This window comes from Micromonospora sp. NBC_01638, assembly GCF_045209745.1.
Classification (GTDB): domain Bacteria; phylum Actinomycetota; class Actinomycetes; order Mycobacteriales; family Micromonosporaceae; genus Micromonospora.
On the sequence record NZ_CP109273.1, the window covers coordinates 5412007 to 5426003 of the forward strand.

The following is a 13997-nucleotide window of genomic DNA, read 5'->3' on the forward strand; positions in this document are numbered from 1 at the left end:
ACCGATACGTCCCGGCCAGGGCGATCCCCGACGTGACGGGTCACCGTGGCCGGGGCCCGGCGGCCCGACCGAACCGGGCGGCGACGCCCCGGATGACGGCGCACAGCTCCGGCGGGTCGAGCACGTCGAAGTCGACCTCCAGGGTGCCGAGGAAGGCGGCCAGGTTGCCCAGCGACTCGCCGCCGGTGTGCAGCAGGCAGGCCCGCTGGTCGATCGCCTCCAGCAGACCCGCCGTGCTGGGGATTCGCTGCGCCATCGTCTCGGCCGAGGCATGCAGGCGTACCCGGGCGGGGTGCGGCCAGGCGGTGGAGCCGACGCCGCGCAGCACGTGCGCGACCGCGTCGCCACCTGGCGGCTCGCGGGGCGCGAAGCGCGGGCCGGTCGGCACCCGAGGCCGGATCCGGTCGGCCCGGAAGGTCCGCCAGTCGGCCCGGTCGGTGTCCCAGCCCAGCAGGTACCAGCGCCGGCCGGTGTAGACCAGCCGGTACGGCTCGACGTCGCGGACGGTGGCCGTGCCGTCATGCCCGGCGTAGTCGAAACGCAGGCGCTCCCGACGGTGCACGGCGGTGGAGACAGTGGTGAGCGTGTCGGCGTCCACGGTCGGGCCGCCGCCCGCGGCGGAGACCGTCGCCGTCCGCAGCGCGTCCACCCGGTGCCGCAGCCGCGACGGCAGTGACTGTTCCAGCTTGGCCAGCGCCCGCAGCGAGGTCTCCTCGATGCCGGTCACCGAGCCGCCCGCGGCTGCCCGCAGCCCGACGGCCACCGCCACGGCCTCGTCGTCGTCGAGCAGCAGCGGTGGCAGCGCGGACCCGGCACCGAGGCGGTAGCCTCCGGCGACCCCCGGGTGGGACTCGATCTGGTAGCCCAGTACCCGCAGCCGCTCCACGTCGGTGCGTACGGTGCGGGTGGTGACCGCCAGCCGGTCGGCCAGCTCCGCGCCGGACCACTCCCGACGGACCTGCAGGAGGGTCAGCAGCCGCAGCAGTCGCACGGACGTCTCCACCATGTCCGCGAGTCTGCCAGGCATCGCGGATGCTCACCTTCCGCAATCACTTGTCCAGCAGCGCGTACTGCCGCGCCGCACGGTCCGCCGCCCCTCGGCGCGTCGGGGACCGTTCAACTCGCCACCACCCAGGGTGACGGTGTGGGGTGTCGCTCGCCTCCCGATCCGCGTCCGCCTGAGAGAGGACTGGCGCACCGCAGAGGGTCGGGCCGGTTATTCGGTTGCCCGCCCCGCGACGGCCTGCTGAACTACCCGAAACCGTCACCCAACCTCCAGGGAGTAACAATGCGCGCTGCGTCGATGTCCGGCCAGAAGGGATCTGTCGCCTACCTGAAGGACCTGACGCTGCGTGAAAACCCTGAACCTCGGCATCCTGGCTCACGTCGATGCCGGTAAGACCAGCCTGACCGAGCGGCTGTTGCACGACGTCGGTGTGACCGAGCAGCTCGGCAGTGTCGACGCGGGCAGCACCCGTACGGACTCCCTGGCATTGGAGCGGCAACGCGGGATCACCATCCGCTCGGCTGTCGTCTCCTTCGTGCTGGACGACGTGACGGTCAACCTGATCGACACTCCCGGTCACGTGGACTTCATCGCCGAGGTCGAGCGGGTGCTTGGCGTGCTCGACGGCGCGGTGCTGGTGGTCTCCGCCGTGGAGGGGGTGCAGCCGCAGACCCGGGTGCTGATGCGGACCCTGCGCCGGCTGCGCATCCCGACGTTGATCTTCCTGAACAAGGTCGACCGGGCCGGGGCGGACCCCGAGCGGGTCGTACGGGCCGTCGCGGAGAAGCTCACCTCGACTGTGGTGGCGATGGGCTCGGTGGCGGCGCCGGGGACCCGCAGCGCCCGCTGCACGCCGTACGGCCCCGCCGACGTCGCCTTCATCGACCGGCTGCTCGACCTGCTTGCCGGGCAGGATGACGTGCTGCTCGCCGACTGGGTGGCGGACGCGTCGTCGCTGCCGTACTCCCGGCTGCGCCGTGAGTTGGCGGCGCGGACCGGCCGCGCGCTGGTTCAGCCCGTGTTTGCCGGCTCGGCCATGACCGGCGCCGGGGTGGACGCGCTGATCGCCGGGATCACCGAACTGCTGCCCACGGTCCAGGGCGACGTCGATGCCCCGGTCTCCGGCACCGTGTTCGCCATCGAACGGGGCCCGGCGGGGGAGAAGATCGCCCTGGTCCGGCTCTTCGCCGGCACGATCCAGGTCCGTGACCGGGTCCGCGTCGGCGCCACCGACGCAGCGCTGGTCACGGCGATACGAGTCGTCACGCACGGGGCCGATGCCGTGGCGTCGTCGGTCAGCGCCGGTCACATAGCCCGACTGTGGGGCCTGACGGACGCGCGGATCGGCGACCCGGTCGGCGTACCTCCCGAACGTGCGGGCGCGGACCGCCACTTCGCGCCGCCCACCCTGGAGACCGTGGTGGTGCCGGCGCGCTCCGTCGACCGGGTCGCGCTGCACGCCGCGCTCACTGAGCTCGCCGAGCAGGATCCGCTGATCAACCTGCGGCAGGACGACCGGCAGCACGAGATCAGCGTGTCGCTCTACGGCGAGGTGCAGAAGGAGGTCATCCAGGCCACCTTGGCCGACGACTTCGGGGTGGCGGTCACCTTCCGGGAGACCAGCACGGTGCACGTGGAGCGGGTGTGCGGCCCCGGCGCGGCGGTCGAGGTGATCGCCGTGGCGCCCAACCCGTTCCTGGCCACCGTCGGGCTGCGGATCGCCCCGGCGCCGACCGGCGCCGGGGTGAGTTTCCGGCTCGGCGTCGAGCTGGGCTCGATGCCCCCGGCCTTCTTCGCCGCCGTGGAGGAGACGGTGCGCCACACCCTTCGCCAGGGCATTCACGGGTGGGAGGTCCTCGACTGCGAGGTGACGATGACCCACGCCGGGTACTGGGCGCGGCAGAGTCACTCCCACGGCACCTTCGACAAGAGCATGTCCAGTACGGCGGGGGACTTCCGCAATCTCACCCCGCTGGTGCTGATGACCGCGCTCAGCAGTGCCGGCACGCAGGTCCACGAGCCGGTGCACCGCTTCCGGCTGGAGGTGCCGGGTGACGTCCTCGGCACCCTGCTGCCCGCGCTCAGCCGGCTGGACGCGGTGCCGACCCACACCACCGGCCAGGGCGCGTCCTACCTCGTGGAGGGCGAGATCCCGGCGGGTCTGGTGCATGCTCTGGAGCGCCGCCTACCCACGCTCACCCGGGGTGAGGGCGTGTTGGAGACCGAGTTCGACCGCTACCGACCGGTGCGTGGTCCCGCCCCCACCCGGGCCCGCTGGGACCACAATCCGCTGGACCGCAAGGAGTATCTGCTGGCGGTCGCCCGCCGGGTCGGCGGCCGGTAGCGGCGATATCCATTGCGGACGCGCCGCGGCCCTCCTACTCTCGTCGGTGCAAGGTCAACCGACGACACACCGAGGGAGTACGCCATGTCGCGACGCGTCCGCACCGATGCCGCCTGGCGCCTGCTCCCTGCCGGCGCCCCTGCTCTCACCAACGCCAAAACCCGTGCCTACCGACCATTGCGGGGCCTTGAGCCGGGGTGGCGCGCCTGACGTCGACGCTGACGCGTCCGCCGGCCGCCCATCCCACGGGGATCGGGCGGCCGTTTCGTATCCGCGTACCGCCGTCGGACCCCGGGCGGTCGGCGCATGATCATTAACGGTCACCGTTCGACGGTGGCCACAGCACGACACAAGGAGACCACCATGGGATTCACCCCCCTCGCCGGCACCCGGGCACCGGTCCGGGTCTGGACCGACCCGTACGCCATCGAGCCGCAGGCCGCCCAGCAACTGCGCAACATCGGCGCGCTGCCCTGGGTGCAGGGCGTCGCGGTCATGCCCGACGTGCACTTCGGCAAGGGCGCCACGGTCGGCTCCGTGATTGCGATGCGGCAGGCCGTCTCGCCGGCCGCCGTCGGCGTCGACATCGGCTGCGGGATGTCGGCGGTGCGTACCTCGTTGACCGCCGCCGACCTGCCGGACGACCTGGCCGGGCTGCGCTCCGCGATCGAGGCCACCATCCCGGTCGGCTTCGCCCAGCGCAAGGACTCGGTCGACACGCGTCGGATCCGGGGCCTGGAGCAGGCCGGCTGGGACGACTTCTGGAGCCGGTTCGCCCGCCTGGACCGGCGGGTGGCGCAGCTGGAGACGCGGGCGCAGCGGCAGATCGGCACCCTCGGCGGGGGCAACCACTTCATCGAGGTCTGCCTGGAGCAGGGCGGCGCCGACGAGGGCCGGGTCTGGCTGATGCTGCACTCCGGGTCCCGCAACATCGGCAAGGAGTTGGCCGAACGGCACATCGGGGTGGCCCGGGGGCTGCCGCACAACGCCGACCTTCCGGACCGGGACCTGGCCGTGTTCCTCGCCGGGACGCCGGAGATGGACGCGTACCGGCGGGATCTGTGGTGGGCGCAGGAGTACGCGCGGCGCAACCGGGCGGTCATGCTGGCGCTGCTCTGCGGCGTGGTGCGTGAGCACTTCCCGCAGGTCGGCTACGACGAGCCCATCTCGTGCCACCACAACTACGTCGCCGAGGAGAGCTACGACGGGGTGGACGTGCTGGTGACCCGCAAGGGCGCGATCCGGGCCGGCCGGGGTGACCTGGGCATCATCCCCGGGTCGATGGGCACCGGGTCGTACATCGTGCGGGGGCGGGGCAACCCGGACGCGTACTGCTCGGCCTCGCACGGGGCGGGGCGGCGGATGTCGCGGGCGCAGGCCAAGCGGACGTTCAGCACGGAGGATCTGGCCGCGCAGACCGCCGGAGTGGAGTGCCGCAAGGACGCCGGGGTGGTCGACGAGATCCCCGGCGCGTACAAGGACATCACCGAGGTGATGGCTCAGCAGGAGGACCTGGTCGAGGTGGTCGCGCACCTCAAGCAGGTGGTCTGCGTGAAGGGTTGACCGGCCCGACAGGCCGCGCGGGCCGGGTGACCGGCCCGCGCGGCACCTGCTCAGTAGCCGGCGAAGACCCGGCGCAGGTCGTCCAGGGGCACCGGGCCCGTCACCCGCACCCCCTCCGGGGTGTTGGCGGGCCCGAGCCGGCCGACCGCCAGCCGCAGCCACGCCTCAGCCGGGGCGGTCAGCTCGCCGTCGGGCTGCTCCGGCGCGTCGACCAGCTCGACCTTCTCGCCCAGCCGCAGCCCGTACGCCCGCTCAGGTGCGTGCAGCCGGACCAGCAGGGTGGCCTCCCGGCCGGCCAGCTCCTGCGGCCGGCTGGTCCAGGCCAGCATGCCGCCGACCTGGTCGAGCAGCAGCGACACCGCCTCCGGCGTCACCGCCGCGAACGGGTTGAACGCCACCTCGACGTCCCACTGGTGCAGGGCGAACTCACTGAGCCGGAACCGGCCCGCGGTGGCCAGGTCGACCGGTTCCGGCAGGAAGCCGAGGTCGATCCGCAGCGAGGCTCGGGTGTCGACGTCCAGCGCCTCGTACGCCTCGACCAGCCGCTCGTTGGCGGCGAGGAACCCGGCGGCGTGCTCAGCCGGGGACATCGCATCCCAGCGCTGCCAGACGCCGCGGTTGAAGTCCCCGTCCAGGCCGGGCGCACCGGTGCGGGCGGCGTCCAGCGACGCCAGGCTGATCTCGGCGCCGCTGCCCAGGTGGCTCAGCACCTGGGACACCTGCCACTCGCTGGCCCCCGACGGCTGGAGCAGGTCGTCTTCCTTGAGATCCCGGACGAGCGCGGCGAGCTCCTCGTGGCCCGCGCGCAGAGCAGTGATGATCTGGTCAGCAGGGGTTGCCATGGATCTCCTCAAACGGACTTTCGACGATGGTCGGGACATTACCGGAAGCGCCCGCCGGCCAGCCCACCCCCGGTTCGGGGCGGTCCGGCCGGCACCCGCGGCGATCAGCACACCGGTGGTCAGCCGCCGGGCGCGAGGACCACCGGTACGGCCATCGTGTTGATCCGCGAGCCGTCGCGGGCGGACACCTCGTACACCTCGACCGTGCCTTTCTGCTCCCGCGCCGTGTGCCAGCCGACCACCACCCGGTAGCCGCCCCGGCAGCCGCTGCCGCAACTGGCGGTGCCGAATCCGGCGGCCACCTCCCGGCCGGCGGCGTCCAGCACCCGGACGCTCACGGTGGCTTCGAAGACGGTGGCGGTGCCGGTGACGACGAGTGGGGCCCAGACGCGCTCCCCGGGAATCGGGCCGGTGACCACGATCGGCGGCAGCAGGTCCGCGTAGTCCGTCCGGTCGACCGGGGCGGCGTCCTCGACGCGGACCTGACGCACGGTGGGGAACTGGGTGAGCGTCCACACCACCTGCGCCTCGCGGAGCCGCCGCTGCACCGGGCCGTCGGCGGACGGGACCCGCAGCGTCGCCATGCCGTCGGTGATCCGGGTGACCTCGACGCCGGCCGGGACGAGGGTGGTCAGCCCGGTGGCGGCCTCCGCCGGCGTGGGTCCGGCGGCCAGCTCGGTCAGCGCCAGCCGGGACGTCGCCACGGTGGCCGGCCGAGCCCGCCTGGTCGGAACGAGCTGCCCGGCGCGGACGAACCACAGCTCGATGGTCACGGTGTCACGGGTCGTGGTCCTGGCCGGCGCAGGCGGGGTGGTCGTGGGTGACCGGGGCGGGTCCGCTGACGGGGTCGGATCCGCACGTTCCGTCGGTGTGGCGCTCGACGTCGCGGTGCTCGACGGTGCCGCGCTCGACGGCGCAGCCGTGGGCGCCGGGCCGAGCGCACCCGAGCGTGGGGTGCCGCACCCGCCCACGAGCAGTGCGGCGACGAGCACCGACGCGGTCACCCTGTCGGCGCCTCGCCGGCTCATCGCACACCCTCCACCGCTGTGCCGCCCCCGGTGTGCCGCTGCTCGCCGTCGTCGCCCGGTGGCGCGGCGGGACCGTGCGCCGGCAGTTCCAGCCGGAAACGGGCGCCGGCGCCGGGTCCGCTGCGTACGCTCAGCACCCCGCCGAGCAGGGCGGTGTGCTCGCGGGCGATGGCCAGCCCGAGCCCACTGCCCGGCGCCGAGCGGGACGGGTCGACCTTGTGGAACCGGTCGAACACGCGTGGCAGGTGCTCCGCCGCGATGCCCGGCCCCTGGTCGGTGACCTCGAAGACGACCAGCGGGCCCGCCCCGGTCACGGTGGCCCGGATCTCGCCGCCGCCGTGCTCGATCGCGTTGGCGACCAGGTTGGCCAGTACGCGCTCCAGCCGACGCGGATCGGTGCGCAGAGTGACCGGCTCGCCGCTGACCCGTACTCGCTCCGACCAACCGCGCGCGGCGAGGATCCCGTGCAGCAGCGCCGACGCGTCGACAGGCCCGATGGCCGGCTGCTCCTGCCCGGCGTCCAGTCGGGAAATCTCCATCAGGTCCTCGACCAGTCGGCGCAGCCGGACCACGTCACCAACCAACAACCGGGCGGCCGGCCGGGCGTCGTCGGGCAACTGGTCGAGGTGCTCGCGCAGCAGCGACGCCGCGGCCACCAGCGCGGTCACCGGGGTACGCAGCTCGTGGGCTACATCGGCGGTGAACCGCCGCTCGCGGGCCTGCGCGGCCGACAGTGCCGCGATCTTCGACTCCAGTGCTTCGGCCATCTCGTTGAACGACGCCGCCCAGACGCTGAACTCGTCGCGCCCGCGTACCGGCAGGCGGGTGGCGAGCAGACCCTCGGTGAGCGCTCGGGCGGCCCGGCTGGCCCGACCCACCGGCTCCAACGTGCGGCGGGCCAGCGCGTGACCCACCCCGGCGGCGAGCAGCACCACGAGCACCCAGCCAGTCACCAGCGCGGTACGGAGCTGACCCAGGTCGGTGGCGACGTCGTCCTCCACCGTGAGCACGTACAGCTCGGCGGTCGAGCCGGGAATGCGCCCGCCGACCACCAGCAGCCGAGGACGCTCCGTCGGCGCGGAGCGCTGGTAGCCGAGCTGCCCGCCCGCGACCGTGGCCCGCAACTCGGTGCCCAGCGCCGGGGCGTACGCGGGGTGCGAGGGACGGCTCGGACCGTCGACGAGCACCACGTGCCGGCCGCTGGCCTCGAAGCTGGTGAGCAGCTCGGTGCTGCGCTGCTCGGTCAGCGGCAGGAACTGCCCGGCGAGGACGAGTTGGTAGCGGGCGTCGGCGGCCGCCTCGTGCAGCGACGCGTCCAACCAGGACTGCCGCAGCAGCAGCCCGGTCCCGCCGGCGAGCAGCCCCGCAGAGACGCCGGCGACCAGGACGAACGCGATCGTCAGCCGGCGCCGCAGGCGGCCCGGGGTCACCGCGCGTCCGGCCATCGCCGGCCCTCCCGTCAGCCGGTGGACAACTTGTAGCCGGCGCCGCGCACGGTACGCACCAGCCGCGGCTGTGCCGGGTCGTCCTCGATCTTGGCGCGCAGCCGCTGCACCGCCACGTCGACCAGTCGGGAGTCGCCGAGGAAGTCGTGGTTCCAGACCAGGTCCAGCAGCAGCTCCCGGGTGAAAACCTGGCCGGGCCGGCGGGCCAGTTCCAGCAGCAGACGGAACTCGGTGGAGGTCAGCGCCACCTCCCGGCCGTGCCGGCGCACCACGAAACTGCCCGGGTCGATCTCCAGACCGCCGACCTCGATGATCGTCGACGCGACCGGCGCGCTCACCCTGCGCAGCACCGAGCGGACCCGGGCCACCAATTCGGGCAGGTCGAAGGGCTTCCGCAGGTAGTCGTCCGCGCCGCACTCCAGCCCGACCACCACGTCGATCGTGTCGGTACGCGCGGTCAGCATCAGGATCGGCACCTGACTGGTCCGCCGGATCTCCCGGCAGACCTCCAGGCCGTCCAGACCGGGCAGCATGATGTCGAGCACGATCAGATCGACCGGGCGGGCTCGCCACGCCGCCAGGGCCTGCCGCCCGTCGGCAGCGGTGTCGACCCGGAAGCCGGCACGGCGCAGACCGAGGGCGGTGACCTCCCGGATGGAGGCGTCGTCCTCGACCACCAGCACGCGGCCCTCCATCACCTGAGGGTAGACCCGCCGCCACGGTGCGCAGTCCTGGCGAAACGGTCGGTCTCAGATGCCAGGCGGCCCCTCTGCCACGGACCGTCCAACCGCTACGGTCGGGTGATCTCCGGCACCCCTGAACCAGCCACACGAGAGGGCACGACGTGCAACGTCACGGCTGCGTGATCCGACTCCGCCCCGACCAGCGGGAAACCTACCTGCGGTTACACGCCACCGTCTGGCCGAGCGTCGAGCAGACGCTACGCGAGGCGAACTTCCGCAACTACACGATCTTTCTCCACGACGACCTGCTCTTCGGGTACTACGAGTACGTGGGTGACGACTACGACGCCGACCTGCGGCTCATCGCCGCGGACCCGCAGACGCAGGAGTGGTGGAAGCTGACCGACCCGTGTCAGGAGTCGCTCGCCGAGCCCGGATCGGGGCACTGGTGGGCCCCGATGCGAGAGGTCTGGCACCTGGCCGACGAGGCGGTTGGCGAGGCGCCTGACCGGGCCCAGCAGAGCGCGCGCGGCTGAGGCTCGCCCGGCCGGACGGCAGCGAACCATCCGGCCGGGCCCGCCGTCGCCCCTGTCACTCCTGCCACTGGTGGGCCACGTCGAGCACGACCCGGCTGTGTGTGCCGGGGCCGGCGAGCACCAGCACGCGGAACGGCAACCGGGCCCGTACGCCGACCGCGAAGGTGCTGTAGCCCTCGAAGCTGCCGCCGAAGACGACATCGCGCAGCGTCGAATAGCGCAGCAGGTTCGCGACGTGCTCGCCGACCGCGTAGGGCACGGTGCCCTGGTGGGCGGCGTCGTACGCCGGAGCGCGCAGCGAGACCCGCAGCAGCGCGCCCCCGGCGGTGTACGGCGACAGCGCCAGCCCTTCGCCCTCGGTCCACGTCTCGCCGTAGCCGATCGCGTAACCGTCCACCGGGCCGGCGAACTCGAACACCACCCGGTCGTAGCAGTCGTGCTGGCCGGTCCGTACATCGGCCAGTGGGGCGTCGCTCAGCGAACCGGCCGTCTTCTCCGCGCTGCCCCAGGTGATCCCGCAGTACGCAGACCCGGTCGTGCTGGCCGCCGCGGTGCTGCTGCCCGCGCCGGCGACCAGCCCGGCGAGTACGACCGCCAACGCTGTCAGTGCGCTCCTGATCCTCATGGTGGTTTCTCCGTTCGATGGTCGGGGCCACGTCGCGGCGGCGCTGCCGGTGACCCTCTGCCGCCACCGTCGTCCTGCTTCGGCACGGGCACTTCGCTGCGGCGTAACCGTCGAGTAACAGCCGATGGCCTCGCCGGTATGGCGCTTCCGCTGAGATCTGCACCCGCCCACGCGATCCCACCATGCGATACGGTGCATGGCATTTCGACACGTCCGAGGTGGATCCATGCCTGCTGTCGTCGCTCTCGTCCTGACCCTCGCCCTCGCTCCCGCGCCGTCTCCATCGGTCACCGCGGGTCCGGTCGGTGACCTCCTCGGTGGCGTCGGCCGGATCGTCGACGACCTGCTGGGCGGCGGCGGCACGCCGAGCGCGGCGCGGACGCCGACCGCCACCCCGACGAGCCCACCATCGGCCACCGACCAGCCCAGCCCGGCGGCGCCCAGTGCACCCCCCGCGTCCGCTGGGTCGTCGGCCGGCGTCCGGCCCTCGCCGGCCAACGCCCGCCCCGCCGGCGGTGGAGGCACGGGCGCCCGCGAGGCCGCCGTGCCCCCGAGCAACGGTGACACCCCCGCCCCGGTTGCCCCGCCGACGCTCGCCAACCCCGCTCGCGGCAGCTGGCCGCCCGTGTCCTACCTGTTGGTCGCGGCTGCCCTCGCGGTGCTGGCGCTGCTGCTCCTGCGCCGCCGCCCGGCGGTCGCCGCACCGGGCCCCTCCGTCGCACCCACGCCGGCCCCCGTTCCCGAGCCGGATCCCGGCCCTGCGCCGGACAGTGTGAGCCGGCTGCCGACCAGCCTCAACGCCATCTACGAGATGGGCCGCCTGGACGAGCGACTCGCCCAGGAGCGCGGCCGCCGCACCTGAGACACGGCCTTCGGTCGTTCAGTCCGCCGACCAGGCACCTTCGCGCGGGCGGCTGGTCACTCAGGCTCGGGCGGCCACTGGTCGTTCAGACCGGGTCGGCCAGTTGGCGCTCGATGGTCACGGTCGTCCCCTCGGCGGTGGAGACCAGCCGCACGTCGCCGTAGGCGTTCATCAGCAGCGCACCGCGTCCCCGGTCCATGGCCGGTCGGCGGTCCCGCCAGGTGCCGAAGTCCCGTACCGAGATCCGGATCAGGCCACCGCCCACCTGAACCCGCAGGCGCACCTCCGGGCGGCTGGGCTGCTGCGCGTGCTCGACAGCGTTGTTCACCGCCTCGGACGCGGCGAGTAGTAGATCTTCCAGCAGATCCGGGTCGAGGTCGAGGTCGCCCAGCGTCAGCCGGACATCCCGCCGCATCGCCGCCGCCGAGGTGGGTGCGCAGGGATACGTCCATCCGACGTCCAGGATGTCGCCCAAACCGTCCGGTTCGGTTACGGCTTCCGCGACCGCGGACGCGTCGCCGACGGGCTCGACCGCCGGAGCCGACGTGACGGCGGTGATCGCGGCGGGTCGCGCCGACGCCGACGCCGCGGCGGCGTTGACCGCCGGTGGGGTGGCATCGGCGGCCGGGTCGCCGCGGTCGCGGGCCCGCCGGATGGCGGCCCGGATCCGGGCGATCAGGTCGGCCGCGGCGAACGGCTTCACCAGGTAGTCGTCGGCGCCCAGGCTCAGGCCCTCCACGCTGGCCTCCCCACCGGCACGGGCGGAGAGCATCAACACCGGCAGCGCCCGCGTCGCCGGGTCCGCGCGCAGCCGGCGCACCAGGTCGAAGCCGTCCAGCACCGGCATCATCACGTCGGTGAGGACCAGGTCCGGCAGTTCGCGGCGGACCTCGTCGAGGGCCTGCCGGCCGTCGGTGACGGCCCGCACCCGCCAGCCCTGCCCGGCGAGCAGTCGGCTGAGGTACGCCCGCATGTCGGTGTTGTCGTCGGCGACCAGGATTCGTGCCCCGACCAGCTCATCCCTGGCCAGCGCGGACGCGCGGTCGGACTCGGTCAGGCCGCCGCCCGGCTCGGTGAGCCAGCCCATCGCCTCCTCGACAGCGGCGCGGGCCGCGTCTCCCCGCCCGTCCGGCGACGGCCCGGTCACCGTCGTGCGGCGTGCCGCCGACCAGGACAGCGCCACGGTGAACGTGCTGCCGACGCCCACTCGGCTCGTCACCCGGACCTCACCGCCCTCCAGGCGGGCCAATTCGTGCACCAGCGCCAGGCCGATCCCCGTGCCCTCGTGGCTGCGCGAGCGGGCGCCCCGCACCCGCTGGAAGCGTTCGAAGAGTTTCGGCAGGTCCCGTTCGGCGATGCCGATGCCGGTGTCCGCGACGGTGAGGCGTACCCCCTCGTCGTCGGCGTCGAGGGAGACCCGGATGCGGCCGATGAACGTGTACTTGAGGGCGTTGGACAGCAGGTTCGTGACGATGCGTTCCCAGTTGACCGGGTCGACAGTGACCGGCCGGGGCAGCGGCGGACAGATCACCTCGAGAGTCAGCCCGGCCCGCTCGACGGCGGCCCGGAACACGCCGGCGAGCTCGGCCGTGAGCGTGGCCAGGTCGACCACTCGGGCGTCGCTGCGGGCCCGCCCGGCCTCCAGGCTGGAGAAGGTGAGCAGGCTGTTGACCAGGGTCAACAGTCGGGTGGCGTTGTGCCAGGCGGCCTCCACCCGATCCCGCTGCACCGGTGCCAACGGCGCGGTGGCGTCGGCGAGGGCATCGGCCAGCGGGCCGAGGACGAGAGTCAACGGGGTACGGAACTCGTGGCTGACGTTGGCGAAGAAGTCGGTCTTCACCCGGTCCAGTTCGGCCAACGCCTCGACCCGGCGGCGCTCCTCCTCGTACTCCTGGGCGTTGCGCAGCGCCACGGAGATCTGCTGGGCCAGGAGTTGGTCGAAGGCCCGGTACGCCTCGTCGAGCCCCCGGCTGGGGCTGACCCCCGCCAGCAGGACGCCGAGCGGCTGATCCTCGTCGCCAGAGGGCAGCGGCAGCGCCAGCGCGGTGCGGACCAGGTCGTCCCACGGGCCGGCGGGCAGTGGCAGCCGGTCGGCGACGTCGGTCACCTCGGCGGGTCGGCCCTCGGCGGCGTCCGGCAGCCCCCAGGCGTACGCGGCTGGGCCCGGGTCGGCCAGCTCGACGGTGTGCGGCAGTGCTCCCGCGTGCCCCTGGTCGCCGCCGGTGCAGGCGACCCGCCGCAGCACCGCGCCGTCGCGCAGGTAGATGGCGGCGAACGGTACGTCCAGCGGATTGCTGACGATCACGTCGATCAGCCGGGCGCTGGTGGCGTCCACGTCGACGGTGCGCCCGTCGCCGGGAACGGACAGGTCGCGCAGCAGGCGCAGCCGGCGTTCGCCGACCACCTGCTCGGTGACCTCACTGCACACGGTGAGCACGCCGACGGTGCGACCGTCGTCGTCGCGGGCCGGGGCGTGCGAAACGCTGAAGTACGCCTCCTCGCGGTAGCCGGCCCGCTCCAGCAGCAGCCGCAGGGCGGGGACCCAGCTGGCCACCCCGGTCGCCATGGCCTGCTGGACCAGCGGGGCCAGCACGTCCCAGCCCTCCGCCAAGGTCACCCGCACGTCGCCACCGAGTGCGGCCGGGTGCTTGTCGCCGATCAGCGCGGAGTACGCGTCGTTGTAGAGCTGGGAGAAGCTCTCACCCCAGAGCAGCAGCATGGGGTACCGGGAGGAGAGCACCACCCGGACCGCGGCGCACAGGCTCTGCGGCCATCCGGTCACCGGACCGAGCGGCGTACGGGCCCAGTCCAGTTCCGCCATCAGCCGGCCGGTGTCACCGCCGTCGCTGAACAGGTCGGCGCTGGGTGGTGTCACGCTCGACCCGGCCCCATCGCAAGCCCCCGTTCCGGGCCCGATGACCCCTGCTGCATTACCTACCCATCCTGGCACCTCTACTCACCTTTGCTGACGCCGGTACCCACCGTCGAACCGATGATGGTTCGGGACGAACGACTGATGCTCAAGGAATTGATATCTGTAAGTGTCTCGGGTATCTCTCCAAC

The 13997-nt window shown here is 73.1% G+C and carries 11 protein-coding genes; 4 read left to right on the plus strand and 7 right to left on the minus strand.

The genetic code is table 11. The features are described 5' to 3' along the window. Positions 1-40: 40 nt before the first annotated feature. On the minus strand, positions 41-1006 hold the full coding sequence (locus OG811_RS25205) for a helix-turn-helix transcriptional regulator (protein WP_406075904.1): 966 nt from the start codon (positions 1004-1006) through the stop codon (positions 41-43). 346 nt (positions 1007-1352) lie between these two features. Here OG811_RS25205 and OG811_RS25210 point away from each other — a divergent pair, with 346 nt between their 5' ends. Both OG811_RS25210 and OG811_RS25215 read left to right on the plus strand, forming a co-directional pair. Beyond that, positions 1353-3350, plus strand: a complete 1998-nt coding sequence (locus OG811_RS25210; RefSeq protein ID WP_406069225.1) for a GTP-binding protein — start codon at positions 1353-1355, stop codon at positions 3348-3350. A 363-nt stretch (positions 3351-3713) separates the two neighbouring features. Continuing rightward, complete coding sequence (locus OG811_RS25215; protein ID WP_406069227.1) at positions 3714-4913, plus strand: RtcB family protein; 1200 nt, start codon at positions 3714-3716, stop codon at positions 4911-4913. Between the two features lie 50 nt (positions 4914-4963). On the opposite strand, the gene OG811_RS25220 is transcribed toward OG811_RS25215, so the two are convergent. From OG811_RS25220 to OG811_RS25235, 4 genes are all read right to left on the minus strand, one after another. After that, positions 4964-5755 carry a maleylpyruvate isomerase family mycothiol-dependent enzyme gene (locus tag OG811_RS25220; protein ID WP_406069229.1) on the minus strand — a complete coding sequence of 264 codons (792 nt, stop codon included), beginning with the start codon at positions 5753-5755 and terminating at the stop codon, positions 4964-4966. Between the two features lie 119 nt (positions 5756-5874). Further along, the gene (locus OG811_RS25225; protein WP_406069231.1) at positions 5875-6783 is read right to left on the minus strand and encodes a Gmad2 immunoglobulin-like domain-containing protein; all 909 of its coding nucleotides are present in this window, start codon (positions 6781-6783) and stop codon (positions 5875-5877) included. Next, complete coding sequence (locus tag OG811_RS25230) at positions 6780-8228, minus strand: ATP-binding protein (protein ID WP_406069233.1); 1449 nt, start codon at positions 8226-8228, stop codon at positions 6780-6782. The genes OG811_RS25225 and OG811_RS25230 overlap by 4 nt, the downstream gene beginning before the upstream one ends. Before the next feature lie 14 nt (positions 8229-8242). Continuing rightward, the gene (locus OG811_RS25235) at positions 8243-8923 is read right to left on the minus strand and encodes a response regulator (protein WP_406069235.1); all 681 of its coding nucleotides are present in this window, start codon (positions 8921-8923) and stop codon (positions 8243-8245) included. Positions 8924-9090: 167 nt separating this feature from the next. On the opposite strand from OG811_RS25235, the gene OG811_RS25240 reads away from it, so the two are divergent. Continuing rightward, a complete protein-coding gene (locus tag OG811_RS25240) occupies positions 9091-9447 on the plus strand; it encodes an L-rhamnose mutarotase (protein ID WP_406069236.1) in 357 nt (118 codons plus the stop codon). Positions 9448-9502: 55 nt separating this feature from the next. Here OG811_RS25240 and OG811_RS25245 read toward each other — a convergent pair whose 3' ends face one another. Next, positions 9503-10072 carry a hypothetical protein gene (locus OG811_RS25245; RefSeq protein WP_406069238.1) on the minus strand — a complete coding sequence of 190 codons (570 nt, stop codon included), beginning with the start codon at positions 10070-10072 and terminating at the stop codon, positions 9503-9505. A 226-nt stretch (positions 10073-10298) separates the two neighbouring features. Between OG811_RS25245 and OG811_RS25250 the strand changes: the two genes are divergently transcribed. Further along, complete coding sequence (locus OG811_RS25250) at positions 10299-10934, plus strand: hypothetical protein (protein ID WP_406069239.1); 636 nt, start codon at positions 10299-10301, stop codon at positions 10932-10934. 85 nt (positions 10935-11019) lie between these two features. Here OG811_RS25250 and OG811_RS25255 read toward each other — a convergent pair whose 3' ends face one another. Next, entirely contained in the window at positions 11020-13809 is a 2790-nt protein-coding gene (locus tag OG811_RS25255) for an ATP-binding protein (protein ID WP_406069241.1), read from the minus strand. Positions 13810-13997 lie beyond the last annotated feature (188 nt).